The sequence below is a fragment of the Pseudomonas shiyinii genome (assembly GCF_056725765.1).
Window position 1 is genome coordinate 4,305,504 of the sequence record NZ_CM161522.1, and the last position, 26,552, is coordinate 4,332,055.

The 26,552-nt window shown below is 64.0% G+C and carries 20 protein-coding genes, 2 pseudogenes and 1 riboswitch; of the genes and pseudogenes, 10 read left to right on the forward strand and 12 right to left on the reverse strand.

What is annotated here, in order from left to right:
* Window positions 1–8 precede the first annotated feature (8 nt).
* Window positions 9–398, reverse strand: a complete 390-nt coding sequence (locus ACXHGZ_RS19440; RefSeq protein ID WP_480461054.1) for an AAA family ATPase — start codon at window positions 396–398, stop codon at window positions 9–11.
* A gap of 341 nt (window positions 399–739) precedes the next feature.
* Here ACXHGZ_RS19440 and ACXHGZ_RS19445 point away from each other — a divergent pair.
* Window positions 740–892, forward strand: a pseudogene (locus tag ACXHGZ_RS19445) (cation:proton antiporter); the annotation flags it as partial.
* A 68-nt stretch (window positions 893–960) separates the two neighbouring features.
* Here ACXHGZ_RS19445 and ACXHGZ_RS19450 read toward each other — a convergent pair.
* Window positions 961–1,362 carry an acyl-CoA thioesterase gene (locus tag ACXHGZ_RS19450; RefSeq protein WP_480461056.1) on the reverse strand — a complete coding sequence of 134 codons (402 nt, stop codon included), beginning with the start codon at window positions 1,360–1,362 and terminating at the stop codon, window positions 961–963.
* A 179-nt stretch (window positions 1,363–1,541) separates the two neighbouring features.
* Window positions 1,542–1,637, forward strand: a riboswitch (S-adenosyl-L-homocysteine riboswitch).
* Window positions 1,638–1,658: 21 nt separating this feature from the next.
* On the opposite strand from ACXHGZ_RS19450, the gene ahcY reads away from it, so the two are divergent.
* From ahcY to ACXHGZ_RS19480, 6 genes are all read left to right on the forward strand, one after another.
* Window positions 1,659–3,068 (forward strand): adenosylhomocysteinase, encoded by a 1,410-nt coding sequence (gene ahcY, locus ACXHGZ_RS19455; RefSeq protein ID WP_480461058.1) that lies wholly within the window; start codon window positions 1,659–1,661, stop codon window positions 3,066–3,068.
* Between the two features lie 145 nt (window positions 3,069–3,213).
* Entirely contained in the window at window positions 3,214–4,059 is an 846-nt protein-coding gene (gene metF / locus ACXHGZ_RS19460; RefSeq protein ID WP_196145954.1) for a methylenetetrahydrofolate reductase [NAD(P)H], read from the forward strand.
* Between the two features lie 93 nt (window positions 4,060–4,152).
* Window positions 4,153–5,229 carry a hypothetical protein gene (locus ACXHGZ_RS19465; RefSeq protein WP_480461060.1) on the forward strand — a complete coding sequence of 359 codons (1,077 nt, stop codon included), beginning with the start codon at window positions 4,153–4,155 and terminating at the stop codon, window positions 5,227–5,229.
* A gap of 48 nt (window positions 5,230–5,277) precedes the next feature.
* Window positions 5,278–6,066 carry a substrate-binding periplasmic protein gene (locus ACXHGZ_RS19470; protein ID WP_480461062.1) on the forward strand — a complete coding sequence of 263 codons (789 nt, stop codon included), beginning with the start codon at window positions 5,278–5,280 and terminating at the stop codon, window positions 6,064–6,066.
* A gap of 219 nt (window positions 6,067–6,285) precedes the next feature.
* Entirely contained in the window at window positions 6,286–8,175 is a 1,890-nt protein-coding gene (gene rhlE2 / locus ACXHGZ_RS19475; RefSeq protein ID WP_172402931.1) for an RNA helicase RhlE2, read from the forward strand.
* Between the two features lie 253 nt (window positions 8,176–8,428).
* A complete protein-coding gene (locus tag ACXHGZ_RS19480) occupies window positions 8,429–9,955 on the forward strand; it encodes a M60 family metallopeptidase (RefSeq protein WP_480461065.1) in 1,527 nt (508 codons plus the stop codon).
* Between the two features lie 127 nt (window positions 9,956–10,082).
* Here the strand turns inward: ACXHGZ_RS19480 and ACXHGZ_RS19485 are convergent, their stop codons facing one another.
* The 3 genes and pseudogenes from ACXHGZ_RS19485 to ACXHGZ_RS19495 all read right to left on the reverse strand — a co-directional run.
* A complete protein-coding gene (locus ACXHGZ_RS19485; protein WP_224457159.1) occupies window positions 10,083–10,661 on the reverse strand; it encodes a YceI family protein in 579 nt (192 codons plus the stop codon).
* A 34-nt stretch (window positions 10,662–10,695) separates the two neighbouring features.
* A complete protein-coding gene (locus ACXHGZ_RS19490) occupies window positions 10,696–11,247 on the reverse strand; it encodes a cytochrome b (protein WP_084854029.1) in 552 nt (183 codons plus the stop codon).
* Between the two features lie 221 nt (window positions 11,248–11,468).
* Window positions 11,469–13,103 (reverse strand): annotated as a pseudogene (locus ACXHGZ_RS19495) (flavin monoamine oxidase family protein); the annotation flags it as partial.
* A gap of 231 nt (window positions 13,104–13,334) precedes the next feature.
* On the opposite strand from ACXHGZ_RS19495, the gene ACXHGZ_RS19500 reads away from it, so the two are divergent.
* Window positions 13,335–14,741 carry an adenosylmethionine--8-amino-7-oxononanoate transaminase gene (locus ACXHGZ_RS19500; protein WP_480461068.1) on the forward strand — a complete coding sequence of 469 codons (1,407 nt, stop codon included), beginning with the start codon at window positions 13,335–13,337 and terminating at the stop codon, window positions 14,739–14,741.
* Window positions 14,742–14,914: 173 nt separating this feature from the next.
* A complete protein-coding gene (locus ACXHGZ_RS19505) occupies window positions 14,915–15,634 on the forward strand; it encodes a 16S rRNA (uracil(1498)-N(3))-methyltransferase (RefSeq protein ID WP_480461070.1) in 720 nt (239 codons plus the stop codon).
* Window positions 15,635–15,700: 66 nt separating this feature from the next.
* On the opposite strand, the gene trhA is transcribed toward ACXHGZ_RS19505, so the two are convergent.
* From trhA to ACXHGZ_RS19540, 7 genes are all read right to left on the reverse strand, one after another.
* Complete coding sequence (gene trhA / locus ACXHGZ_RS19510) at window positions 15,701–16,318, reverse strand: PAQR family membrane homeostasis protein TrhA (protein ID WP_480461072.1); 618 nt, start codon at window positions 16,316–16,318, stop codon at window positions 15,701–15,703.
* A 125-nt stretch (window positions 16,319–16,443) separates the two neighbouring features.
* Window positions 16,444–16,917 carry a chemotaxis protein CheW gene (locus tag ACXHGZ_RS19515; protein ID WP_480461073.1) on the reverse strand — a complete coding sequence of 158 codons (474 nt, stop codon included), beginning with the start codon at window positions 16,915–16,917 and terminating at the stop codon, window positions 16,444–16,446.
* On the reverse strand, window positions 16,910–21,805 hold the full coding sequence (locus ACXHGZ_RS19520; protein ID WP_480461075.1) for an Hpt domain-containing protein: 4,896 nt from the start codon (window positions 21,803–21,805) through the stop codon (window positions 16,910–16,912). Before ACXHGZ_RS19520 ends, ACXHGZ_RS19515 begins: the two co-directional genes overlap by 8 nt.
* Before the next feature lie 10 nt (window positions 21,806–21,815).
* Complete coding sequence (locus tag ACXHGZ_RS19525) at window positions 21,816–23,840, reverse strand: methyl-accepting chemotaxis protein (RefSeq protein ID WP_253249299.1); 2,025 nt, start codon at window positions 23,838–23,840, stop codon at window positions 21,816–21,818.
* Between the two features lie 50 nt (window positions 23,841–23,890).
* Window positions 23,891–24,445: a chemotaxis protein CheW gene (locus tag ACXHGZ_RS19530; protein ID WP_224457166.1), complete on the reverse strand. Its 555-nt coding sequence runs from the start codon at window positions 24,443–24,445 to the stop codon at window positions 23,891–23,893.
* Entirely contained in the window at window positions 24,442–24,807 is a 366-nt protein-coding gene (pilH, locus tag ACXHGZ_RS19535) for a twitching motility response regulator PilH (protein WP_084854018.1), read from the reverse strand. The genes ACXHGZ_RS19530 and pilH overlap by 4 nt, the downstream gene beginning before the upstream one ends.
* 46 nt (window positions 24,808–24,853) lie before the next feature.
* Entirely contained in the window at window positions 24,854–25,255 is a 402-nt protein-coding gene (locus ACXHGZ_RS19540; protein WP_084854016.1) for a response regulator, read from the reverse strand.
* Between the two features lie 336 nt (window positions 25,256–25,591).
* Here ACXHGZ_RS19540 and gshB point away from each other — a divergent pair, with 336 nt between their 5' ends.
* Window positions 25,592–26,545: a glutathione synthase gene (gene gshB, locus ACXHGZ_RS19545; RefSeq protein WP_480461077.1), complete on the forward strand. Its 954-nt coding sequence runs from the start codon at window positions 25,592–25,594 to the stop codon at window positions 26,543–26,545.
* The last annotated feature ends 7 nt before the right edge of the window (window positions 26,546–26,552 follow it).

Sequence of the window (26,552 nt, forward strand, 5' to 3'; positions counted from 1 at the left end):
TGTAGGTCCTACCCACCATAGTAAGTGTTGATTTTCGGATCAAAGCTACCCGCTGCATCGAGATTCCGAATCTCGGTCGTCACATTATAGAAACTCTCTGCCCGGTAAAAGAAAAGATCCCGCTCCTTCCGATAGCCTTTCGTCAGGCGTAAGGCGTCATGCAATGAAGAGTGAGTATCTTCGGTTTTAAAGTGAAAGTTTCTGCCGCCACCTTCTGGGTTACATCCTAACTTAATGGCGATAGCTTCCAGCAAGGTAGACTTACCTGAGCCATTCTCTCCTATAATGATTGAAATATTTTTATTGAGCCGTACAGGAAATACATTTCGCAAAACCTCTGGAGCGCGACACGCCGGTTTCAGACTAATCTCTCGCAAAAAGAGTTCGCTCAATGACATTACACGCTCCTTATACGGGTTAATTGACTGCCTTGACCCTACCAATGAAAACGCAAGCCCAACGATTTGGGCTATTGATACAAATAATCCCCAGACAACCACTACAAAATGAAACCGATCCATAGGGTTGTACAACTGAAGCGCATTGTCATGGGCTCGGAAGCGCATGTATATGAACAACCACAACAGAAAAGTTTCAGCATTTTTCTCTCAGCCCACAAATCCATACACTTCAAATGGTTATTGCGACTTCTTGAGTAGGTATTCACATTGTTTCCAATGTTGATACGGAGATACTTGCGAAACGACATGCCTCGGAGCTGGCGCAGCATGCTGATCTGGGGTGCGTATCGGTGGCCCTGGCGCTGTCGCTGCCCAGTGGGCCTGAGCGCGACCTGTTGCTGTCGATCACCTATATCGTGGTGCTGTCGTCGATCCTGGTGCAGGGGTTGAGCATCGGGCGGGTGGTGCGCGGGGTAACCGCGCAGCCTTGAAGTTTTTGGGGCCGCTTTGCGGCCCTTTCGCGGCACAAGGCCGCTCCTACAGACGGGGCGCGCAAGCGTTATTCCACCGCGGTATCGGGGAACTGGTCCTGGATGTACTTGATCTCGGTTCGCCCATGCGGGGCCGGCAGGCCGTCCTCGCCCAGGTTGACGAAGACCATCTTGTCCACCGTCAGGATGCTCTTGCGGGTGATCTTGTTGCGCACTTCGCACTTGAGGGAGATGGAGGTGCGGCCGAACTCGGTGGCAGTGATGCCCAGCTCGATGATGTCGCCCTGGCGCGAGGCGCTGACGAAGTTGATCTCCGACATGTACTTGGTCACCACGCGCTGGTTGCCCAGCTGGACGATGGCGTAGATCGCCGCCTCTTCGTCGATCCAGCGCAACAGGCTGCCGCCGAACAGCGTGCCGTTGGGGTTGAGGTCTTCGGGTTTTACCCATTTGCGGGTGTGGAAATTCATCGGGACTCCTGACCTGCTTGGCTGACGTGCGGTAATGATGGCAGAGCCTTCGGCAGTGCTCCATTGAACATCGACTATCGTCTCGATTAATCGACAGAAAACCTTGGGCGTGGCCCGGTGCCACGGCTATAATCCCTGCCGATTCACATGGCCACCCGCCGCGGGGGCCATCCCGCCACCCAGCCGAGGGGCGCTGCAGCAGGTTCGACCTGTCAGGCTCGGTTGGGGCGTTGTCCGCACCGCGGACGCTTAACGCACAACGGCGCCCATTCGCACACTACGAATGGAGGCTCTCGATGAGCGCTGTAAACACGCCTGCAGGTTTTTCCGACTTCAAGGTCGCCGACATTTCCCTGGCCGACTGGGGCCGCAAGGAAGTCATCATCGCCGAATCGGAAATGCCCGCACTGATGGGCCTGCGCCGCAAGTACCAGGCTGAACAACCGCTCAAGGGCGCGAAGATCCTGGGCTGCATCCACATGACCATCCAGACCGCCGTGCTGATCGAAACCCTGGTCGCCCTGGGTGCCGAAGTGCGCTGGTCGTCGTGCAACATCTTCTCCACCCAAGACCAGGCCGCCGCCGCCATCGCGGCCGCCGGCATTCCGGTGTTCGCCTGGAAGGGCGAGACCGAGCAGGAGTACGAGTGGTGCATCGAGCAGACCATCCTCAAGGATGGCCAGCCATGGGACGCCAACATGGTGCTGGACGATGGCGGCGACCTGACCGAGATCCTGCACAAGAAATACCCGGCGATGCTGGAAAAGATCCACGGCATCACCGAAGAGACCACCACCGGCGTACACCGCTTGCTAGACATGCTGGCCAAGGGCGAGCTGAAAGTCCCGGCGATCAACGTCAACGACTCGGTCACCAAGAGCAAGAACGACAACAAGTATGGCTGCCGCCACAGCCTCAACGACGCCATCAAGCGCGGCACCGACCACCTGCTGTCGGGCAAGCAGGCGCTGGTAATCGGCTATGGCGACGTGGGCAAGGGCTCGGCCCAGTCCCTGCGCCAGGAAGGCATGATCGTCAAGGTCACCGAAGTTGACCCGATCTGCGCCATGCAGGCCTGCATGGACGGCTTCGAAGTGGTCTCGCCGTTCAAGGACGGTATCAACACCGGCAGCGAAGACGGCATCAACCGTGACCTGCTCGGCCGCATCGACCTGATCGTCACCACCACCGGTAACGTCAACGTCTGCGACGCCAACATGCTCAAGGCCCTGAAGAAGCGCGCCGTGGTCTGCAACATCGGCCACTTCGACAACGAGATCGACACCGCCTTCATGCGCAAGAACTGGGCATGGGAAGAGGTCAAGCCGCAGGTCCACAAGATCCACCGCACCGGCGCCGGCACCTTCGACCCGCAGAACGACGACTACCTGATCCTGCTGGCCGAAGGCCGCCTGGTGAACCTGGGCAATGCCACCGGCCACCCAAGCCGCATCATGGACGGCTCGTTCGCCAACCAAGTGCTGGCGCAGATCTTCCTGTTCCAGCAGAAGTTCGCCGAGCTGCCAGCCGCGCAGAAGGCCGAGCGCCTGACCGTGGAAGTGCTGCCGAAGAAACTCGACGAAGAAGTGGCCCTGGAAATGGTCCGCGGCTTCGGTGGTGTGGTCACCCAGCTGACCCCGCAGCAGGCCGAGTACATCGGCGTCACCGTCGAAGGCCCGTTCAAGCCGGACACCTACCGCTACTAAGCGGCGCTACGAGTGCCAGGCGGCGACAACCGGCCTGGCGCTCGCAGCCTGTAGATCTTGATGGATGCCCAAGCCAGGCCGGCCCACACCGCCCTGGCTTTTACTTGCAGCTTGCGGCTTGTCGCTTGCAGCTGAGGAATAAGAGATGTCACAAGAACGCCGCTACAGTTTCGAATTCTTCCCCACCAAGACCGATGCCGGCCATGAAAAGCTGATGGCCGTGGCCCGCCAGCTGGCTGGCTACAACCCGGACTTCTTCTCCTGCACCTACGGCGCCGGCGGTTCGACCCGCGACCGCACCCTCAACACGGTGCTGCAGCTGGAAAGCGAGGTGAAGATCCCGGCCGCGCCGCATTTGTCCTGCGTCGGCGACAGCAAGGATGAACTGCGCACCCTGATCAACCAGTACAAGGCCGCCGGGATCAAGCGCATCGTCGCCCTGCGTGGTGACCTGCCGTCCGGCATGGGCATGGCCTATGGCGAGCTGCGCTACGCCAGCGACCTGGTCGAATTCATTCGCCAGGAAAGCGGTGACCACTTCCACCTGGAAGTGGCCGCCTACCCGGAAATGCACCCGCAGGCGCGCAACTTCGAAAGCGACCTGGCCAACTTCGTGCACAAGGTCAAGGCCGGTGCTGACAGCGCCATCACCCAGTACTTCTTCAACGCCGACAGCTACTTCTACTTCGTCGAGCGCGCCCGCAAGATGGGTGTGGATATCCCGGTGGTGCCCGGCATCATGCCGATCACCAACTACAGCAAGCTGGCGCGCTTCTCCGACGCCTGCGGCGCCGAGATTCCACGCTGGATCCGCAAGCAGCTGGAAGCCTACGGCGACGACACTGCCAGCATCCAGGCGTTCGGCGAGGAGGTGATCACCCGCATGTGCGAACAACTGCTGCAAGGCGGCGCACCGGGCCTGCATTTCTACACCCTGAACCAGGCCGAGCCCAGCCTGGCGATCTGGAACAACCTCAAGCTACCGCGCTGACACATTTCGGCAATAAGTGCTTAAGGAAGAGTTAAGGCTTTGGCATTAGGCTAAAGCCTTATTTCTTTCTGCAGCCCGACAAGTTACCGAACGATGCAGCCGCCTTCCGCTTCGAATCCACAACTCATCTACCTGGCATTCGGTCGCTCGACCTACCATCAGGAAGCCTGTTTCAGCATCGTCAGCGCCCTCGCCCAGTTACGCAAGGCGCCCGGCCAGGCACTGGATATCCAGGTCTATACCGACGACCCGGCCCCTTACGCGAAGCTGCCCGTCACGCTGCACCTGCTGGATGAAGCCACCCGGGCGGCCTGGAACCAGCCCCATGGCTATCACTTTCGCAGCAAGCACGTGCTGTTGCGCCAGGTCCTGCAGCAATATCCCGTGGCCGCCTTGATCGACACCGATACCTTCTTCCGCGAGTCGCCTTTGCAGCTGTTCCAGCGGATCGCCCCCGGCAGCCTGCTGTGCAATGCCATCGGCGGGCGCTACGACGCCAACCGGCAATGCCAGCTGTACAGCAAGCTGCAGGGCATCCTTCAGGATCGTGGCCTGGCGGATGGGCGGATGGGCCTGCTCAATTCCGGGGTCATCGGCCTGCATGCCATCGACGCCTCGGTTCTCGACCAGTCCATCGCCTTGATGGATGAATTCCACCCCCAGGTGCCCAACGCCTATACCCTCGAGGAGTTCTGCCTGGCCGTGGCCGCGTACCGTACCCTGGCGGTGGCCGCGTGCACCGACGTCATCCATCACTATTGGAGCCGCAAGGCCCTGTTTCGCGCCAAGGTCCAAGCCTGGCTGTGCAAGCATGGCCAGGATCCGCTCAGCGAGGCGGCGCTGGCCGACGTGGCGCTGGTCAACGACCAACTGCCGCGCCCGCCTACCCTGCATCGCCTGCGTTGCAAGGCCCTGAGCCTGACGCTGCCCAGCCACCAGCGCCAGTTTGCCCGTGAACTGCTCTACGGCTGCTACCCCTACGACAACGAGTTCGACCGGGCCTGCGCACCCGCCTGGTGGGACAAGGCACTGGAGAACTTCCAGGGCATGCATGGCCGCAAGGACCCCGAACAACTGGCGCGGCTGTTGCGCCAGCCCGGTCTGCGCCTGTCACTGGGCAGCAGGCACAAGGAAGTGCAAGCCCACCTGCTCGGACCTTCCGGAGCCTGACCGCAACGGCTACTGGCGTTGGGCGCGCATTGCACGTACCCTGCCGCCATGCCCAATGTCCTGCGCCTGACCTGCATCCTGCTGCTCGCCTGCCTGAGCCCGCTGGCCCAGGCAGAGCGTTTGCGCCTGGTCAGTGACGACTGGGCGCCCTACATCTATTGGCACGATGGTCACCTCAAAGGCATCGACTACGAAGTCACCAACGAAGTACTCAAGCGCCTGGGTATCGATGTCGACTGGCAACTGCTGCCTTGGAGACGCTGCCTGGCCATGGTCGAGCAAGGCCTGGCCGATGGGGTGTTGGACATCTTCCAGCTCGATTCGCGCGAACCCTTCATGGTCTACCCGGAGGAGCCCCTTTCGCACGTGGAGTTCGTGTTGTTCCAGTCGACCGCCCAGCACCGTGCAATAGAGCGCCTGGAAGACCTCGCAGGCCTGACCGTGGGGACCTCGCCCGGCTACGTGTATAACCCAGCCTTCACTTCATCACCCCTGTTCCGACGGGAATCAGCCCCGACCCACGAGGCGAACTTCGGCAAGCTGATGCTCGGGCGCATCGACCTGCTGGTGACCGACCGCCGCGCAGGCCGCTACCTGCGCAGGCACCTTGGCCTGGAGCAACAGGTCGAGGAGCTGCCCCTGGTGATCAGCCGCCATGCCCAATATTTGGGCCTTGCCCGCAAGCCAGGGCGCGAACGCCTGGCCACGGTCTTCGCCGACGAGCTGCGCCGCTTCAAGCAGGAGCCGGCCTATGCGGCGATCAGTGCTCGCTATGAAAGCGACCCGGGAAATATTCCTGACGCCGTTGAGCAGCACGAACGCAGCACGGCGCGCTAGCTCTGTTATACTCGGGCCTTCCCGCCCGGCTCACGCCCGGACGCTCGGCCTCGCAACAGGCATCTCGACCGTCGGCCATGCACCCCCAGTGCTTCTCCGACGCTTCCAGGATGCGCAGTGAACGCCCAGCTGGACCGGACGCGATCGCATCCCGCCGATGCCCGTCGCGCCAGGCAGATCATCCCATCGGGCCCAGCCCCCACGAGAACAGGATTGCCCATGTCCTTTGCTTCCCTCGGTCTCTCCGAGGCTCTTGTCCGCGCTATCGAGGCAGCGGGCTATACCCAGCCCACCCCAGTGCAACAGCGGGCGATTCCCGCCGTGTTGCAAGGTCGCGACCTGATGGTCGCCGCCCAGACCGGTACTGGTAAAACCGGCGGCTTCGCCCTGCCGATTCTCGAGCGCCTGTTCCCGGGCGGCCACCCAGACAAGTCCCAGCGCCACGGCCCACGCCAACCCCGCGTACTGGTGCTCACGCCCACCCGCGAGCTGGCCGCTCAGGTTCATGACAGCTTCAAGGTCTATGCCCGCGACCTGCACCTGGTCAGCGCCTGTATCTTCGGTGGCGTCGGCATGAACCCACAGGTCCAGGCCATGGCCAAGGGCGTCGATGTGCTGGTGGCCTGCCCCGGTCGCTTGCTCGATCTGGCCGGCCAAGGCAGCGTGGACCTCTCCCATGTCGAGATCCTGGTCCTCGACGAAGCCGACCGCATGCTCGACATGGGCTTCATCCACGACGTCAAGAAGGTCCTCGCGCGCCTGCCGGCCAAGCGCCAGAACCTGCTGTTCTCGGCGACCTTCTCCAAGGACATCACCGACCTTGCCGACAAGCTGCTGCACAACCCCGAGCGCATCGAGGTCACGCCGCCGAACACCACGGTCGAGCGGATCGAGCAGCGCGTCTACCGCTTGCCGGCCAGCCATAAACGCGCCCTGCTGGCGCACCTGATCACCCTGGGTGCCTGGGAACAGGTGCTGGTGTTCACCCGCACCAAGCACGGCGCCAACCGCCTGGCCGAGTACCTGGAAAAGCACGGCCTGAGCGCCGCCGCGATCCATGGCAACAAGAGCCAGAATGCCCGGACCAAGGCCTTGGCCGATTTCAAGGCCAATACCGTACGTGTGCTGGTGGCCACCGATATCGCCGCACGTGGCCTGGATATCGATCAACTGCCTCATGTGGTCAACTTCGAGTTGCCGAACGTGGAGGAAGACTACGTCCACCGTATCGGCCGTACCGGTCGTGCCGGCCGCTCGGGCGAGGCGATCTCGATGGTCGCGCCGGATGAAGAGAAACTGCTCAAGAGCATCGAGCGGGTCACCAAACAGAAGATTCCGGACGGCGACCTGATGGGCTTCGACCCAAGCCAGGTAGAGGCCGAGAAGCCTGAAGTACGCGAACGCCCGCAGAACAATGGCCGTGGCGGGCGCAACCAGCCGCGCGCCGAAGGCGGCAAGGACGGCAGCGGCGGGCGCAAGGACAAGGGTAAGGACAAAGGCAAGGCCAAGCAGCAGGCTGCCGAGAAGCCTGCCGACAAGGAAAAGGCCGGCGACAAGGCACAGCAGCAGCGCAAACCGCGCAACAAGAAGCCGCGCCAGCAGCAGGCCTCCCAGGGCCAGGCCGGCATCCCGCCGGTTCCGGCCGATCGTGACCCGGAAGAGTTCCTGGACGATGAGATCGACAATTTCGGCAACCGCGCCGACTATGTCAGCCCGTACCAGAACACCAAGAACCAAGGCCGCAACCGCCGCCCAGGCGGCAATGGCGGCCAAGGGCAGGCCCAGGGCCAAGGCCAGCGCAATGGCGGCGGCCAGGGGCGTGGCAACGGCGGCCAACGCCAGGGGCAGGGTTCCGGCGAGAAACGTGCCCGCAACAGCAACAACGGCGGTGCGCGCCGTGACAACAATGGCGGCGGTCGCAACCGTTCCGGCGGTCGTGACGACCTTTCCCGCCAGGAACCGGCAGTGCGCAACCCGCGCGAAACCCACCAGCCAGTGATCATCCGCAAGGAGTCCAAGCTCGACCGTTACCCGACGCCCGAGCAGCTGGATGACCTGCCCAGCCGACCACGCGGTGAGCGCCCCGCGCTGTTGACTCGCAAGGGCTGACAACCGGGTATGTTGCGCCTTTCGCTGCCAGCTCAGCGAAAGGCGCAATACCGGCTGTTGTCGAATCAAGCCACGCGAAAGTTTAGTTACCGACGCGCCTCAGTATTCTTACCGCCTCCAGTAGTACGCATCCAATAACGCCATGGATTTTGGTGGTCTGCACGTATGTTGCGCAAAACTGTTAGTTCAGCCAGTTTTTCAAACTATTGCCCACCTGAACACTGAAGAGCCATAACGTAATAAGTGGCTCAACATGAATACTTTTACACCGTCTCCAAAATTCAATAAAACCGAGTCCTCGGCCGGCACAACTACCGCAACACCGGTCATTACCAGCCTCTCGCTCAGGCGGGGTGCAAAGAATGATGTCCGAGGAAGCACATCCGTAACCCAAGGTGTGGTCGAAGCCTTCTCCAATGGCACCTGGAAAGGGATTGCCGACGTAGAAGACGATGGGCGCTTTCATAATCCCGACTTGCCAGATAGCTACCTGCTGACCGCTGATACCGTACACGTGCGCGTCAACAGTCCGGGGCTCTCCCATCCCGTCACAGCGACGGATAGCTTTGTCCATCCGCGGTCCATCTACATAGGCCCCACGGCGGCCAAAGCCAACGACCAAGCGTTTTACCAATGGAGTCTACAGTGGGCCGACTATCAACCCACCGGCTATAAATTGCCTGCCGGTAAAAGCGCCTCCCTCTGGCTTGAAGGGGACGATGAAGATGTGACAGTCCTGATAGGCGTACAAGGGCTGGCTGAGCAATCGAACCGAGCGATACAAACCCCAAACATGCGCGAGGTTCGCTTACAACGCGGTGACAACCGGCTGCGGCCCGATCTCGTCGGCGGCGTGATCCATATTCGCAATACGGGTAAGTCCGGCTGCCGCGTTATTCTCGACGGCGCCTTCCAGCCCATTCCTTACTACATCCTTGGGCAGACTCCGCCGAACGACTGGCATCGTATGCTCGATAAAAGCGATCACCAAACAGAACTCCAGCTCGTCGGCGACCGAGTGGTCATCTCCGCCTACGCCGATACCTACCGGTCATTCGCGCACCCCGATGTTGGAGAGATTGTCAGGTCCCATGAAGAAGTCTTGAAAATCGAAGCGATTGCCGCCGGCCTGGACGGGTCTTCACCGAGGCATACGCGAAGCAATTTATGGATTCATGCCGTAGAAAGCGTATCCAGTAGCTCGCCCTATGCCACCACGGGCTACATTGGCCTGCCCCACAGTCGTAGCCAAGGCAGCTCGTACATGAATGCATTGTTGGGCGGGCGTGCACATGAGCTGTGGGTCACCCTGCATGAGTACGGCCATCATTTTCAAAACCGGACGAACACCTTGGCGCCGTTGTTCGACGAAAACTCAGTGAACATCTATGCCCTCGCGGTCGGGCGTATCCATTCGAACGATTACAGCGAAGAATTTCCCAAACGTTGGCCAGGGCTGAAGGCATGGCTGGCCAAGCCACGCGATCAAAAACATTATCCGGAGTCTCCAGATACGCACGCTATCTTCGAACAGCTCAGAAAAGGATTCGGCGACCATTACCTGCCCGCCTGGGATCGCTTCGCCAGGGAGAACCCTATCAACGGTAATGACCTTGTCAACTTCACCACCTCGCTATGCAAGGTGGCCAACTGCAACCTGGCGGATTTCTTTGCCGACTGGGGGGTCATCAAGGAGGGTGATGCCACCTGGCTCGCGTTACATGCCTTGCGACTGCCAGCAGCGCCTGCGGGGCTGATTCATCAAGTTCCGTACACATAAGCATCGGGGCCGCTACGCGGCCCTTCGCGGCACAAGGCCGCTCCTACAGGACTCACACAGGTCCTGTTGGAGCGGCCTTGTGCCGCGAGAGGGCTGCGCAGCAGCCCCCGCTTTCAAACCACTCGAATTACTTCTGCTTCACACCTTCGACACTGATATCCAGGTCCAGGGTCTGGGAGGTCGCGCCTGGGCCCTTGATGCCGAAGTCGTTCAGGTTCAGCGTGGTGGTGGCATTGAAGCCGGCGCGCTCGCCGCCCCATGGGTCCTTGCCTTCACCGTTGAAGGTAGCCTTGAAGGTGACTGGCTTGGTCACACCGTGCATGGTCAGGTCGCCGGTCACATCGGCAGTCTTGTCGCCGGTCTTCTTCACGCTGGTGGAGACGAACTTGGCTTCTGGATACTTCTTCACATCCAGGAAGTCGGCACTGGCGATGTGCTTGTCACGCTCGGCGTGGTTCGACCACAGGCTCGCAGTCTTCAGTTCGACGTTGATCTTGCTGTCTTCCGGCTTGGCGCTGTCCCAGGTGAAGTTACCGTCGAAGTCCTTGAAGGTGCCATGGATGAAGCTATAACCCAGGTGGCTGATCTTCCAGTCGACGAACGCGTGCTGGCCTTCCTTGTCGATCTTGTACTCGGCGGCCATGGCCTGGCCAGCGGAGAGCAGTGCGGTACCGAGCGCCAGAGCGGCAAAAGTCTTTTTGAACATCCTTACTTCCTTCCTATGCAATTGAGGTAGAGAGTCAAGCTTTGCGGCCCAGCATGCGGGCCAGGGTCGCGTCACGGTCGATGAAATGGTGTTTCAGTGCTGCCAAGGCATGCAGGATGGCGAAAATCACCAGCCCCCAGGCCAGGTAGAGGTGGATGACCCCGGCAACATCAGCCTGGTCAGGCAGGTCGCTGACAAGCGCCGGAACCTCGAACAAACCGAATACCGGGATGCCCACGCCGTCGGCGGTGGAGATCAGGTAACCTGCGATCATCACGCCGAACAGGCCAAGGTAGAGCAACGCATGCCCCAGCTTGGCGGCCAGGCGGGTGAATGCCCCGTGGCTGGCCGGCGCCGGCGGTGGCGGGCTGACGAAGCGCCAGATCACACGCAACAGCATCACCCCCAGCAGCACCAGGCCGATGCTTTTATGCAGGTCGGGCGCGGACTTGCGCCACGGGCTGTAGTAGTCGAGACCGACCATCCACAGGCCCAGGCCGAACAGCCCGAAGACTGCCAGGGCCACGCCCCAGTGCATGACAATGCTGACCAGGCCATAACGAGAGGATGAATTGCGCAGTTGCATGTTGGTGTGTTTCCCCGTGAAAGCTGTGCACAGACTAGCGCATAACGTATCGAAAAAAAGCGGAAAAACTTGCTTCGGATGATCGAAAAATTAGATATGTATTGTGAAACCTTCCCATTAAGGAAACATTAACGATAGTCGCTCACAGCGCTGCTGCCAGTGCGGGCCCGGTCCGACTTGCCTCACGATTGGGCCCGCACTGGCTACGACAACATTCAGCCAGCCTTGGCCTTGGGCTCTGCCGCCGCCTCAGGCTCGGCCTTGGCAGGCACATCGACCTTATCGGCGCCACCGAACATTCGCGAGAAGAAGCCAGGCTTGCCTTCCTTGGCCTGTGCCGGCTTCACAGGCTCAGCATTCGCCTTGTCGGCCTTGCCCGATGCACCACCGAACAGGTTGGAGAAGAACCCGCCCTTTTCCTTCGCGTTCACTGCACTCGGAGCAGCGGCGACAGGTGCAACCTTGGCCGGCTCGAACGACTTGCCGTCCGCCAGGTCCTGCACCTGGCTCGCGGCACGCTGGCCACTGCGCAGCGCACCCTCCAGCGTGCCGGGGTAGAGCGCATCGGTGTGCTCACCGGCAAAGGCGATGCGTTGCACCGGGCGCTCCCACAAACGCCAGTACTTGCTGATCTGGCCTGGACCATAAGCCAGGTAGGCACCGCCCATTCCGGCGTCGGTACTGTAGCGACGCACCTCGTATCCGGTAAAGGCGCCACGAGCCTGCGGGTAGAAGGCATGCATGCGGATCAGCACCTGGTCGACCATCTGCTTGTCACCGAAGGCCTGCAGCAGACGGGCGTTGTCGCCCGAAAGGTTGATCACCACATTGGCCCCTCCCTTGAGCGCAGGCTCGATCCACAGCATGCCAAGCCCTGCATTACTGAAGATTTCGCCCGACATGCGCGCACGGCTTTCCCACACTGGCTTCTTGAACTTGAGCATCAGCTGGTCGCGCCAGCCGTAGTTGGTACCCTTGAGCGCGGCCAGGTGCTTGCCGTCCAGGCCCGGGGTCATCTGGATCTTCGCCAGCGCCCGCAGCGGCACGGCCATCACCAGGTAATCGGCCTGGTAGCCGACGCTACCGACCTTGACCGTCACGCCAGTCTTGTCCTGGATGATCGCGGTCACCGGCGAACGAGTCTTGATGGTCTTGAGCTGCTTGACGAAGGCCTGGGCCAGCACCGGGCTGCCTCCTGGCAGGCGCGCGGCACGCAGGTCGCGGTCGCTGACCCCACGGTAGACGCGCGTCTGCTGGGCGAAGTAGAGCAATGACAAGCGCGACGGTTCGTCGTAACGGGTCCGGATCTGCTGGTTGACCAGTTGCCGGGCGGTGGCCGGCAACTGCAGCTTGTCCAGCCAGGTGGAGACGTTCATCTGGTCGAGGGCGAACAAGGTGCTGGTGGCCGCCGGGTTCAACGGGTCGTCGATCGAGCGGGCCAGGTCGTCGAGGGTCTTCTCGTAGCGTTTGAGCGCGTCCGCGGTGGCCGGCTGCTTGGTCGCCAGGTCGCTGGCGCTGTAGTACTCGCCGTCGATCAGGTAGCCGGGGGTACGTACGAACTCCGGCGCAGGCAGCGTTTCAAGCTTGAAGCGGTCCAGGTACTGGTTGAGCACCGGCTGGCTCTTGCCGTTGCCGATCCATTCGCTGGTGGCCAGGCCCGAGCGCCCGCCCATGCCGGTCTTCGCTTCCAGCACCGTCACCTGCCAGCCCTTGTTCTGCAGCTCATAGGCCGCGGTCAGGCCCGCCAGCCCGCCACCCACGACGATCGCCGTGGGACTCTTGTCCTTGGCCAACGCGCCGGCGCTGGACACACCAATCAATACCAACGCACACAGGCGCACCCAAGCAGCAGCCATTTTGGCGAACTCCGGAAATAGAGGTGACAAAAAGAGGGGGAAGAACGCCCCAGGATGTGATGCGTTAAGAATACGTCAGGCATCCAGACCCTGCCAGCGTAGTGACATCAAGTGCCCGTCGGCACAGGAAATTTAGTTTTCGACACTGCCGCACGCAGCGCGTCGGTTGTCCTGCGCGGCCCCATTGCTTAGGCTTGTCGGCCAAAGCACGCCCCGCCAGGAGATCTGCCCATGGGCCTCAACCAACAGTGGATGCAACGCGACCTGAAAGTCCTGTGGCACCCCTGCACCCAGATGAAAGACCACGAGCAACTGCCGCTGATCCCGATCCGCCGTGGTGAAGGCGTGTGGCTGGAAGACTTCGAAGGCAAGCGCTACCTGGATGCCGTCAGTTCCTGGTGGGTCAACGTGTTCGGCCATGCCAACCCGCGCATCAACCAGCGCATCAAGGACCAGGTCGACCAGCTCGAGCACGTGATCCTGGCCGGCTTCAGCCACCAGCCGGTCATCGAGCTGTCCGAGCGCCTCGTCGCCCTGACGCCGGCTGGCCTGGACCGGGTGTTCTACGCCGACAACGGCTCATCCTGCATCGAAGTGGCGCTGAAGATGAGCTACCACTACTGGCAGAACAAGGGACAGGGGGACAAGAAGCGCTTCGTCACCCTGACCAACAGCTATCACGGCGAGACCATCGCCGCCATGTCGGTGGGCGACGTGCCGCTGTTCACCGAAACCTACAAGGCACTGCTGCTCGACACCATCAAGGTGCCGAGCCCGGACTGCTACCTGCGCCCCGACGGCATGGGCTGGGAAGAGCATTCGCGCAACATGTTCGCGCTGATGGAACAGACCCTGGCCGAGCACCACGCCAGCATCGCCGCGGTGATCGTCGAGCCGCTGATCCAGGGAGCCGGCGGCATGCGCATGTACCACCCGGTATACCTCAAGCTGCTGCGCCAGGCGTGCGACCGCTACGGTGTGCACCTGATCCACGACGAGATCGCCGTGGGCTTCGGCCGTACCGGCACGATGTTCGCCTGCGAACAGGCTGGTATCCGCCCGGATTTCCTGTGCCTGTCCAAGGCTCTGACCGGCGGCTACCTGCCGCTGGCCGCCTGCCTGACCACCGACGATGTGTACCAGGCCTTCTACGACGACTACCCGACCCTGCGCGCCTTCCTCCATTCGCACAGCTATACCGGCAACCCGCTGGCCTGTGCCGCAGCGCTGGCGACCCTGGATATCTTCGAGCAAGACAACGTGATCGAGGCCAACAAAGCCCTGTCGGCGCGCATGGCCAGCGCCACCGCGCACCTGGCCGAGCATGCCCATGTCGCCGAGATCCGCCAGACCGGCATGGCCCTGGCCATCGAAATGGTCCAGGACAAGGCCGGCAAGGTCGCCTACCCCTGGCAGGAGCGCCGCGGCCTGAAGGTCTTCGAGCACGCCCTGACCCGCGGCGCGCTGCTTCGGCCGTTGGGCAGCGTGGTGTATTTCCTGCCGCCGTACGTGATCACCCCGGAGCAGATCGATTTTCTGGCCGAGGTGGCCAGCGAAGGCATCGACATCGCCACCCGCGACAGTGTCAGCGTGGCGGTGCCGACGAACTTCCACCCCGATTTCCGCGATCCGGGCTAGCCTGCAACCCCATCCACCTCCCCCTGTAGGAGCGGCCTTGTGCCGCGAAAGGGCTGCGTAGCAGCCCCGGCGATTGGGGCGTTGGCGTTGAGCGCCAGGGGCCGCTTTGCGGCCCTTTCGCGGCACAAGGCCGCTCCTACACAGTGTGCGTAACCCTTTTTGACGAGTACTCCATGAGACTGTCCCGCTTCTTCATCGACGCCCCCCTGAACCTCGGCGAACACGAGTTGCCCGAAGCCCAGGCCCATTACATCGGCCGCGTGCTGCGCATGGCCCCTGGCGACGCCGTGCAACTGTTCGACGGCAGCGGCCAGGAATTCCGTGGCCAATTGCTGGAGGTCGGCAAGAAGGCCGTGCGCGTGGCGCTCGACGAGGCCCTGCCCGGCCAGGCCGAATCGCCGCTGCAGGTGCACCTTGGCCAAGGCCTGTCCCGGGGCGAGCGAATGGACTGGGCGATTCAGAAGGCCACCGAGCTGGGCGTCAGCGCCATCACGCCGATCGTCAGCGAACGCTGCGAAGTGCGCCTGAAGGATGAGCGCGCCGACAAGCGCCTGGCCCACTGGCGTCAGGTGGCGATCAGCGCCTGCGAGCAATGCGGTCGCTCGACCGTGCCGGTGATCCACCCGCCGGTGACGCTTGCCGACTGGCTCAAGCAAACCGACGCCGACCTCAAGCTGGTGCTGCACCCTGTCGCAGAGCCCTTGACCCGCCACGAACGCCCGGCGCGCCTGGCCTTCCTGATCGGCCCGGAAGGCGGCCTGAGCGATACCGAGGTGGAGCAGGCCAAGGCGGCCGGCTTCCAGTCGGCACGCCTCGGCCCGCGCGTGCTGCGCACCGAGACCGCACCGGTGGTCGCGCTGGCGGTGGCGCAGCAGCTGTGGGGGGATATCTAGTGTGGTGTTTCACAAATAACGACCATAACTCGCGGCGATTTTTGGTCGTATTTGCAAAACACCACACTAGCGCACGTAGAAGAACACCACGACGAAGTGCATCAGGCTGCCGGCGATGACGAACAGGTGCCAGATGCCATGCCAATGGCGGAAGCGGCTGTCGAAGGCGAAGAACAGGATGCCGATGGTATAGAACGCCCCGCCCGCCGCCAGCCAGGCGAACCCGGCACCGCCGAGGGTGTGCAGCAGGGGCTTGACCGCCACCAGGACGATCCAGCCCATCACCGCATAGATGATGATCGACAGGATCCGTGCCTCCGAGCGCGGCTTGATCTCCTGGAGCATGCCGACCACCGCCAGCCCCCAGACCACGCCGAACAGGCTCCAGCCCCAGGGGCCACGCAGGCTGACCAGGCAGAATGGGGTATAGCTGCCGGCGATCAGCAGGTAGATCGACAAGTGATCGAGCTTGCGCATGATCACCTTCGCCCGGCCACGGGTGCTGTGGTACAGGGTGGAGATGCTGTAGAGCAGCAGCAGTGTGCTGCCATAGATGGAGAAGCTGACGATCTTCCAGGGGTCGCCCTGCAGCCCGGCCACGACGATCAGCCAGATGGCGCCGATACAGGCCAGCACGGCACCGACCAGGTGCGTCCAGGCATTGAAACGTTCACCGTAGTACATGCAGACACAGACCTCCTGAAGCGAGCCAGGTTCCGCATCGCCGCAGCCCTCATCGCGGGACAAGCCCGCTCCCACAGGGGCGGCGCTAGCCACCTGTTCTCTGCGCAGCGGCCCCAACCCGCATACTACCCGGCGACAGGTTGCAGATCGGCGTCACGCACCATCCTTTCCAACCCTGCCAGGTCCGGGACCCGGGCCACCTGCTCGCCCACCTGCACCGCGGCCAGCTCCAGGCTGGCCAGCGGCACATCCACATAATTGAGCTGGCTGTCGAGCTTGCATGATCGCGGAATGTCCTGCAGCAGCAGCGCCAGGTAGCGAAGCCCGGTATCGCCCAGGGCGTTGAGCACCACGACACGAGCCCGATCACCGCAAAGGGTTTCGCCACCACAGGCCGCCTCGAAACCGATCAGCGGCAGCCGCTGTTGGCGCCAGTCGATCCAGCCCAGGTGCCAGGCCGGTTCATGGGCCTCGCAGGCGAACGCGCGCTGGCCGATCAGTTCGGCCACGGCGACATTGGGCAGCACCAGGGTGCGGTCGCTCATGGGCAGCAGCAGGCCGGTCAGGCTGCTGCGCTGGCCGGCGATATGTTCAAGCATGGGTCTGGCTCCAATGGGCGATGCTCGCGAGCAATACCGACTCCTGGTACGGCTTGCCCAGGTAGTCGTTGACACCGATGGCCATCGCCCGGTCGCGGTGTTTCTGGCCCGTACGCGAAGTGATCATGATGATCGGCAGGTCCTTGAGCCGCGCGTCGCGCCGGATACGGGTGGCCACCTCGAAACCGTCCATGCGCGGCATTTCGATATCCAGCAGCAGCACGTCCGGGCGATGTTCCTCGAGCAGGGTCATGGCATCCACCCCGTCCTTGGCCGTGAGCACGTTCATGCCATGGCGCTCGAGCAGGCGGCTGGTGACCTTGCGCACGGTCACCGAGTCGTCCACCACCATCACCAGCAGACGCCGGCGTGGCGCCGGCCCGAGCAACGGCCGCTGGCCGCCATAGCCACCCGGCAGGCGCGCCAGGCGTCGCTGCTGGCCACGCAACTGGCCGAGCAGGTCGAGGATCAGCACCACCCGGCCATCGCCCAGCAAGGTCGCGCCGGACAGCCCCGGCACCGCCGCGAACTGCGGCCCCAGGCTCTTGACCACGATCTCACGGCTGGGCGACAGGCTGTCTACCTGGATGGCGAAGGATTGCTCCTGGGAGTGCACCAGCAACACCGGCAGCGGCACGCTCTGGCCCAGCAGGCTGGGACGCGGCCTGCCCCCTTGCAGCACTTCGCCAAGGTAACGCAGGTGGTATTCGTGCCCGGCATAGACATAGCGCGGCGCACTCAACTGGTAACAGGCCTCGAGCTCCGCGGGCGGCACGCGTACGATGCCCTCGATGGTGTTGAGCGGTATCGCGTATTGTTCATCGTCCAGGTGCACCATCAGCGCCCGGTTCATGGAGACGGTGAACGGCAGGCGAATCAGGAAGCGTGCGCCCTTGCCCGGGCTCGACTCGATGCTCATGGAGCCGCCCAGCTGCTTGACCTCTTCATGGACCACGTCCATGCCAAGCCCGCGGCCGGAAATCTGGGTGATCTTCTCCGCGGTGGAGAACCCGGGGCGCAGGATGAACTGCAGGATCTCGTGGTCGCTCAGGTAGGCCTGTGGGTCCAGCAGGCCACGCTTGATCGCCTTGGCGCGCACTGCCTGCAAAGGCACACCGGCACCGTCGTCGCTCATCTCGATGACGATGTCGGCCCCCTCATGAAGCAGGTTCAGGTGGATGGTGCCCTGCTCCGGCTTGCCGGCCGCCAGGCGCACTTCCCGGGTTTCCAGGCCATGGTCGACCGCGTTGCGCAGCATGTGCTCGAGCGGCGCCACCATGCGTTCGAGCACGCTGCGGTCCAGCTCACCCTCGGCATTGCCGACCACCAGTTCCACCTGCTTGCCCAGCTCGCTGGCCACCTGCCGCACCACACGCTGCAGGCGCGGCACCAGGCGCTCGAAGGGCACCATCAAGGTGGCCGTCAGGCCCTCCTGCAACTGGCTGTTCACCCGCGCCTGCTGCTGCAGCAGGCTGTAGGCGTCCTGGGCACGCTGGGCCAGGGTCTCCTTGAGGTCGAGCAGATCGGAGGCCGACTCGAACAGCGCCCGCGACAACTGCTGCAACTGGGAATGGCGGTCCATTTCCAGGGGGTCGAAGTCGTCATAGGCATCGCCTTCGGCCTGGTAACGGCTGGACATCCGCCCCTGGGTCTCGATATCCAGGCGCAGCAACTGGTCGCGCATGCGCTCCAGGGTGGTTTCCATTTCGTTGAGGGCGAACTGGGCGTCGTTGACTTGCTGCTCGATGCGGCCCCGGATGATCGAATGCTCGCTGGCCAGGTTGCCCAGGTCGTCCAGCAGCTCGGCATCCACCTTGACCATGTCGCCTGCGGCCCGCTCCGGGGTGACCGCGGGTGCTTCGGCGGCGGGCACCTCGGCCTGTGCCTGGCCCGCGGCGCTGTCGGTCAACGCCGCGCTGCTGAAGTTGCGGATATAGTCGATCAACGCCGTAGCGGCGTGCAGCGGTTGGCCAAGGCGCACGGCGTCGAGCATATGGGCGAGGCGGTCATGGCAGTTCTGCAGCAGGGCGAACAGCGCCGGGCTCGGTGGCAGGCGGCCAGCGGCGAGCAGTTCGTAGAGGAATTCCAACTCGTGGGCCAAGTCGCCGATCGCCGCGACCTCGACCATCCGCGCCCCACCCTTGAGGGTGTGCAGGTCGCGCAGCAGGTTCTCGACCTCGATGCTGTTGCGCGGGTCGGCCTGCCAGCGGGCCAAGGCGGCGGCGGCGCTTTCGACGATATCCGAGCTTTCTTCAAGGAAGACTTCACGCAGTTCGCTGTCGCCCGGGCTCTGGGCCTCGTCTGCCGCAGGCTCGACAACCGGCACAGCCGGGAAGGGCAAAGGTGTCACCGTGTCGAGGCCGACCTTGCCCATCGCGTCAGGCGCCAGGGCATCGTCCAACAGGCCACGCAGGGCCGCCACGCATTCCAGCCGCGCCTCGACCTGCTGCCCGGCGGCGATCTCATCGAACATGTCGAGCAAGGCTTCGTGAGCCTGCTGGCCCAGGGCGAAGAAGCGCCCATTGGCGGCCAGGCTGCCCTCCTCCACGGCACCGTACAGATCGAGCAGCGCTTCACAGATTTCATCCACCTGCCACAGCTCGGCCAGGTGGGCCGCCTGCCCGAGGGCCGTCAGGTCATCGAGCAGGGTTTCCAGCTCCTGGCGCTCGCCCGGGTGCTCCTGCCAGCGCGACAGCAGCGATTCGGCATCGAGCAAGATGTCCATGCCCTGCGCCAGGAAGGCCGCGATACGCTGCGGGTCGCGCCCGGAACGTTGGGCCGGGTGCGGGTGCTGCTCAAGAAATGCCAGGCGCGCATCCACCGCCTGGCCGACCTGCTCGATCAGCGCCGCGGCGTCCGGGATGGGCGCCAAGGGCGTGCTGTCGAGCTGGGCGAGGCCCAGGTGGAACAAAGCCCGGGCTGCCTCCAGCCATTCGAGCTCGGCTACCTGCAATGCCAGCCCGTGCCCTTTGTATTCCCGAACCAGACGGTCGAACGCCGTGGCCAGCTCGGCAATCGGCATGACACCCGCCATGGCGGCGCTGCCCTTGAGGGTATGCAGCGCGCGCTGCAGGCTGTCGCTGACGGGCGAGCCCTCGCCGTCTGCACCGCGCAGGAAGGTTTCCAGGCTGCCCAGGTGGCCCTGGGCCTCGTTGCGGAAGATTTCCAGCAATTGAGGGTCCAGCCCATGGGCCGCCGCCACCAGTGGATTGTGGATGGCCAACTGATGCAGATGGCTGGACAAGGCCTCGGCTTCGGCCAGCGGCGTCGGGTGACCCACCGCGAAATCGGCCAGCAGGTCCGGCAAACGCACCAGTACCTGCTGCAAGGCCACCACCCCCTCCGCCGCCAGGGTGATGCGCCCCTCCAATACCCGGTTGAGCAGGTGCTCGGCGCCCCAGGCCAGCTCCGCCAGGGCCTCGGCATGCACCATTCGCCCGCTGCCCTTGAGGGTGTGCAGCGCCCGGCGTACCTCCACCAGCGCATCGCGCAAGGCGTTGTCGGCACGCCAGCGCAACCAGTGGCGTTCGATCTCCGGCAGCAGCTCGCCGGCCTCCTCGAGGAAAACGTCGCGCAGCTCGTCATCGATCGCCTCTGGCTCGTGGCAGGCCTGGGGCTGCAGGCACACCACGCCGATCGCCGCCAGGCTGGCACGGGCCATGTCGAGGAATGGCTGGGCGTCGGCCAGGGGGTCGGCTACGCGCCATTGCAGATACATTTCGCCGGCACTCAGCGCTTCGGCCAGGTGCGCAAGCTCCTCGGCGGGCGGTTCCTGTTCCAGGTGGGCAAGCCAGCCCTGCACGTAACCGGCGCAACCACCGAACACCTCGGCCACCTCCGGCAGCATGAGCATGGACAAGGCACCGCGCACCTGGTGCAACAGGCCTGGCAGCGGCTGCAGGCGCTCGCGTGGCCAGCCGGACTCCAGGCAATCGCCGATCAGGTCCTTGGCCTGCTGCAACACCGCCAGCGCCTCGTTCAACACCAACTGGCGGATCTCGATCACGTCGGCGCCCGGCAGGTTGCCCTGGCCGCTTTCATCCAAGGGCCCGACCATGCCGTTGAGGGTCGCCTCCACGTACAGCAAGGCGCCGGCGATATCCATCAGCACCGCGTCGTCCACGGCCCGCTCGCCCTGGGCCAGGGCCTGCAAGGCCAGCACTTGGTCGATGATGACCCGGCGCGGTTGCTGGAAGGCCAATACCGCCAGGGTATCGGCGACCTGGCGCAGCGGCGCCAGCAGGGCCTCCAGTTGCTCGCGCTGCTGACGGTCGCCGCGCACGAACAGGTCCAACCGCTCCTTGATCCGTACCAGGTCGTCGCACAGCGCCATCACTACCGAACGCAACGCGTCGCGGCCTTGCCCGGCCTGCAACTGTTCGCGCCAATTGCCCAGGGACAGGTCCAGGTCAGCCAGGTCGGCAGCCCCTGCCAGGCGCTGCGCCGCATGGCCGACCAGGCTGCCCTGGGGCAACGGCTCGACACCTCGGCACCCGCGCAACTGGTTCAGCAACGGCACCACCACCAACGGCAGGTCGTGACGTGCCCCGCGCAGACGCTCCAGGTACGGGGGCAACTGCTCCAGCCCCCGGAACAGCGCACCGAGGCAATCGCCTCGGGGGCTGACCTGGCCATCGGCCATGGCCCGGCCGAGCAGCTCCAGTTCCTCGGCCAGGTGAGTCGCACCGCGCAGCTCGAGCATGCGCAGGCAGCCGTGTACCTGGTGCAGGTTGTCGATGAAGAAGGCCAGCATCGCCGGGTCTTCCGGCTCGCTGGCGAAACGCTCCAGGGTCTGGCGGGCCTGACCCAGGCAGTCGAGGATGGCTGCCTTGGCCCAGGCCAGGGCAACGGTGTCGTGGCGCTCGGGGCTCACGGTCGTGGGCACCATGGCTCGCTCCTCAACGTGGTTCGGCGGGGGCCGGCAGGGTGAAGCCGGAGACCGAGCGGCGCATCTCGCTGGCCATGCGCGCCAGGTGGCGGATGCTGTCGGCGGTGGCGCCGGAGCCGGCGGAGGTCTGCGCGGTGATCTGCTGGATCACCGCCATGGTGTGGGAAATCTGCCCAGCCGAGGATGTTTGCAGTTGGGCGGCGTCCGAGATGCTGTGGATAAGGTCGGCCAGCGTCTGCGACACGCCCTCGATCTCAGCCAGGGCGACGCCGGCGTCCTGGGCCAGGCGCGCGCCTCGCACCACTTCGGCGGTGGTCTGCTCCATGGAGATCACCGCCTCGTTGGTATCGGCCTGGATCGTGCGTACCAGCGCCTCGATCTGCCGGGTGGCAGACGACGAACGCTCGGCCAGGCGCTGCACCTCGTCGGCGACCACGGCGAAACCACGCCCGGCCTCGCCGGCGAGAGAGGCCTGGATCGCCGCATTGAGGGCGAGGATGTTGGTCTGGTCGGCGATGTCGTCGATCAGGCTGACGATGTCGCCGATCTCCTGGGAAGACTCGCCCAAGCGCTTGATCCGCTTGGCGGTATCCTGGATCTGCTCACGGATATTGTCCATGCCGTGGATGGTGTTATGCACCACCTCGTTGCCCTTGTTGGCGATGGCCACCGAGCGCTCGGCTACTTTCGCCGATTCGTAGGCGTGGGCCGATACCCGGTCGATCGACTCGACCATGTCACCTACCGCCAGGGACGCCTCGCTGATCTGTTCGGCCTGGTGCTCGGAGGCCTTGGCCAACTGGCGGGCGGTGTTCTGGGTGTCCTGCACGGCCGCGGCGACCTGCTCGGCACTGTGGTTGATGGTCGCCACCAGGTCGCGCAACTGGTCGACCGAATAGTTGATCGAGTCGGCGATGGCCCCGGTGAAGTCCTCGGTGACCGACACGGTGACGGTCAGGTCGCCGTCGGCCAGCTCTTCGATCTCGTCGAGCAGGCGCATGATCGCCTGTTGGTTACGTTCGTTCTTCTCGGCGGTCTCGCGCAGCTGGCGGTGGGTGGCGCGTACCATCACCAGGCCGATGAGGATGATCGAGGCCAGGGCCACCAGCCCCAACAGGTAGCCGCCGATGGTGGCCAGGGTGCGACCACTGGCCAGGTTCTCGAAACCGTTGGCCAGGTGCGAGGCTTCGTCGAGTAGGGTCTGCGACAGGCTGAAGATGTTGCCGGCCGCCTCGCGCACACGCAGCAGCTCCGGCGAGGTCTCGAGGATTTCGTCAACGGAGCCTGCGACGAACTGGAACAGCTCGGCGATTTCGGCCAGCCGCGCGCGGGCGTCGGCGTCCTCGACCTTGGTCACCTGGATCGCCGGGTTGCCGCCGAGCATGCCCTCGAGCACCTGGCCGAAACGGCTGGCATCGCGCCCGAAGGCGTCCGCCGCCTGGGCCGAGGTGTCGTCGCCCGCCAGCACCGTGTTGACCGAGCCGAGGATGCGCTCGGCCAGCAGCAGCTGGCGCTGGGCCACAGCCACCTGGCTGGCCGGCGCCCCGCTCTGCAGGAGGATCTCCACGACCTTTTCATACTCGACCTGCAACTGCGGCACGGTCTCGGCCAGGGTCGCAGCCACCTGGTGCAGTGACAGCACAGTCTGCTCGCTGGCAAGGATGGTGTCGGTGTTCTTGCGCAGGTTTTCCCAGTCCTGGCGCACGGCGTCCATTTCGTCGCGCACGGCCATGGGCGCCGGCGGCAGCCCAGTGGCCTGATCACCCTCGCGCAGGTAGCGCCAGCGCCGCTCGAAGTCATTGCGCGCATCGGACAGCAACTTGAAGGCCAACGCCTTGCCGGCCGCCGCCTCGGTGGCGTTCTTGGCAATGCGCTGGGAAAGCACGCGCAACTCGCCGGCATGGCCGATGTACTGCTTGTCGTAGTTGGCCTGGGTGTTGAGATAGGCGAAGTTGGCGAACAGCAGGATGATCGACAGGATCAGTAGCAGGAACAGCACGGTGATCTGCGCGATGCTGCGCCGACGCGGGCTCACGACAGCCGGGGCAACGGGTGTGGCGGGTTTGTTCACGGTCGATGGATCCTCTACAACGCCACGTCGAGAAAGCCCGGCGCCTGGGCCAGGGCGAACGGGCTGAAGATCGCCCAGTTGCGTTCACGGGGGAAATGGCCCTGGACGAAGGGCGCGGCGGCGCGCAGCAGCGGCTGCGGCGGCGACAGCTCCAGGCTGCTCAGGGCAAAGTGCTGCAGGCCCAGGACTTCATCCACCAACAGGCCTGCGAACAGCGCTTCATGGTCCAGCACCAGCACCCGCCGCTGTTTGCCCGCCAATGCCGGGCCAAGGCCGAAGAATGCGCTCAGGTCCATGACCGGCAACAGCCGGCCACGCAGGTTGGCCACCCCGCAGACCCAGGGCTGGACACCAGGCACCCGGCTGCTGCGCGGCTCATGCAATACTTCGGCGACCTCGCCCATGGGCGCCACGAACCACTGCTGGGCAATACGAAAGCCGATACCGCTCCACTGTTGCTGGCGCGTGTCCTGGGGCGGTTGGTCGGCCACCAGCAGACGACAGCGCCGGTCGATGTCCAGCAGCAGTTCGAAGGCGGTCAGCGACGCGCCCTGCGGACGGGTGGTCAAGCCCCGATGACCTCTTTGAGCTTGTCGATCAGCGCCGCTTCCTCCACCGGCTTGGTCAGGAAGTCCCGCGCGCCCTGGCGCGTGGCCCAGACCCGGTCGGTTTCCTGGTCCTTGGTGGTCACCACGATCACTGGGATGGCACGGGTCTCGGGGTCCTTGCTCAACTGCCGGGTGGCCTGGAAACCGTTCATGCCGGGCATGACGATGTCCATCAACACCGCGTCGGGCTTTTCCTGGCGGGCCAAGGCCACGCCATCGGCGCCATTGTCTGCCTTGAGCACCTGGTGGCCATGCTTCTCCAGCCAGGCGGTCAGCTTGTACATCTCTGTCGGCGAGTCGTCGACGATCAAAACTCGGGCCATGCTGTTTCCCCATGAAGGAAAGAAGACACCGCCATCGCGGGCGGGGTCAGGGTGCGTGTTGGGCCTGCGCGGCGAACCCGGGCACATGGGCCCTGATCGCATCGAGCAGTTCTTCCTTGCTGAACGGTTTGGTCAGGAACTGGTCGGAGCCGACCACCCGGCCACGGGCCTTGTCGAACAGGCCGTCGCGCGAGGACAGCAGGATGACCGGGGTGTCCTTGAAGGCGCTGTTCTGCTTGATCACTGCGCAGGTCTGGTAGCCGTCCAGGCGCGGCATCAGCACATCGACGAAGATGATCCGGGGCTTGTGGTCGACGATCTTGGCCAGGGCATCGAAGCCGTCGCTGGCGGTGATCACCTCGCAGCCTGCTTCGCCGAGCAACATCTGGGCGGTGCGGCGGATCGTGCGGGAATCGTCGATCACCATCACCTTCAGGGGTTGTTCCATAAGTTGGGCTACCATCGCGGCTCTGGCTGACATCCGGGGCCGCTTCGCGCCCCATCGCAGGGCAAGCCCGCTCCTACACGGCCCTGCGACAACAGAGCCCCGAGCCCGGCACAGACCCTGTGGGAGCGGGCTTGCCCCGCGATGGACTGCGCAGCAGTCCCAAGCGACATCATGCTTGGCTCCTGTGAACGGCATCAAGCACTATGCCTGGCATTTTTAGCACAGTCCGCAGGGGCATTCCATCCGCCGCCCCCTTGACCATCGGCGTTCCCGGCGCCACCCTGAGCCACTTTTCATCGAACCATCGCGGCAATCGCCGCCAATGAGGAATTACCCATGAGCGTTCGCCTCGGGATTGTCATGGACCCCATCGCGTCCATCTCCTACAAGAAGGACAGCTCGCTGGCCATGCTGCTGGCGGCCCAGGCCCGTGGCTGGACCCTGTTCTACATGGAGCAGCGCGACCTCTACCTGGGTGCAGGCCAGGCCCGCGCGCAGATGCGCCCGCTGAAGGTGTTCGCCGATCCGGCCCGCTGGTTCGAGCTGGGCGAAGAGCAGGACAACGCCCTGGCCGACCTGGACGTGATCCTGATGCGCAAGGATCCACCCTTCGACATGGAGTTCGTGTACAGCACCTACCTGCTGGAGCAGGCCGAGCGCGAGGGCGTGCTGGTGGTCAACCGGCCGCAGAGCCTGCGCGACTGCAACGAGAAGCTGTTCGCCACCCAGTTTCCGCAGTGCATGGCGCCGACCCTGGTCAGCCGCCGCGTGGACATCCTGCGCGAGTTCGCCAACAGCCGTGGCGATGTGATCCTCAAGCCGCTGGACGGCATGGGCGGCGCCTCGGTGTTCCGCCACCGCAAGGACGACCCGAACCTGTCGGTGATCCTCGAGACCCTGACCCAGCACGGCACCCAGCAAATCATGGCCCAGGAGTACCTGCCGCAGATCGTCGATGGCGACAAGCGCATCCTGATGATCGACGGCGAGCCGGTCGACTACTGCCTGGCACGCATCCCGGCCAGCGGCGAAACCCGCGGCAACCTGGCCGCCGGAGGGCGTGGCGAGGCCCGCCCGTTGACCGAGCGCGACCGCTGGATCGCCGCCCAGGTGGGCCCGACCCTGCGTGAAAAAGGCCTGCTGTTCGTCGGCCTGGACGTGATCGGCGACTACCTCACCGAGATCAATGTCACCAGCCCCACCTGCATCCGCGAGATCGACGCGGCCTACAACACCGATATCGGCGGGCAACTGATGGATGCCATTGATCGCCAGCTCAAGGCGCGCTGACCGCCGA

Coding starts and splice junctions, on each gene's coding strand:
- ACXHGZ_RS19440 (WP_480461054.1), bottom strand. CDS start 398: ATGTCATTGAGCGAACTCTTTTTGCGAGAGATTAGTCTGAAACCGGCG.
- ACXHGZ_RS19450 (WP_480461056.1), bottom strand. CDS start 1,362: ATGAATTTCCACACCCGCAAATGGGTAAAACCCGAAGACCTCAACCCC.
- ahcY (WP_480461058.1), top strand. CDS start 1,659: ATGAGCGCTGTAAACACGCCTGCAGGTTTTTCCGACTTCAAGGTCGCC.
- metF (WP_196145954.1), top strand. CDS start 3,214: ATGTCACAAGAACGCCGCTACAGTTTCGAATTCTTCCCCACCAAGACC.
- ACXHGZ_RS19465 (WP_480461060.1), top strand. CDS start 4,153: ATGCAGCCGCCTTCCGCTTCGAATCCACAACTCATCTACCTGGCATTC.
- ACXHGZ_RS19470 (WP_480461062.1), top strand. CDS start 5,278: ATGCCCAATGTCCTGCGCCTGACCTGCATCCTGCTGCTCGCCTGCCTG.
- rhlE2 (WP_172402931.1), top strand. CDS start 6,286: ATGTCCTTTGCTTCCCTCGGTCTCTCCGAGGCTCTTGTCCGCGCTATC.
- ACXHGZ_RS19480 (WP_480461065.1), top strand. CDS start 8,429: ATGAATACTTTTACACCGTCTCCAAAATTCAATAAAACCGAGTCCTCG.
- ACXHGZ_RS19485 (WP_224457159.1), bottom strand. CDS start 10,661: ATGTTCAAAAAGACTTTTGCCGCTCTGGCGCTCGGTACCGCACTGCTC.
- ACXHGZ_RS19490 (WP_084854029.1), bottom strand. CDS start 11,247: ATGCAACTGCGCAATTCATCCTCTCGTTATGGCCTGGTCAGCATTGTC.
- ACXHGZ_RS19500 (WP_480461068.1), top strand. CDS start 13,335: ATGGGCCTCAACCAACAGTGGATGCAACGCGACCTGAAAGTCCTGTGG.
- ACXHGZ_RS19505 (WP_480461070.1), top strand. CDS start 14,915: ATGAGACTGTCCCGCTTCTTCATCGACGCCCCCCTGAACCTCGGCGAA.
- trhA (WP_480461072.1), bottom strand. CDS start 16,318: ATGTACTACGGTGAACGTTTCAATGCCTGGACGCACCTGGTCGGTGCC.
- ACXHGZ_RS19515 (WP_480461073.1), bottom strand. CDS start 16,917: ATGCTTGAACATATCGCCGGCCAGCGCAGCAGCCTGACCGGCCTGCTG.
- ACXHGZ_RS19520 (WP_480461075.1), bottom strand. CDS start 21,805: ATGGTGCCCACGACCGTGAGCCCCGAGCGCCACGACACCGTTGCCCTG.
- pilH (WP_084854018.1), bottom strand. CDS start 24,807: ATGGCCCGAGTTTTGATCGTCGACGACTCGCCGACAGAGATGTACAAG.
- ACXHGZ_RS19540 (WP_084854016.1), bottom strand. CDS start 25,255: ATGGAACAACCCCTGAAGGTGATGGTGATCGACGATTCCCGCACGATC.
- gshB (WP_480461077.1), top strand. CDS start 25,592: ATGAGCGTTCGCCTCGGGATTGTCATGGACCCCATCGCGTCCATCTCC.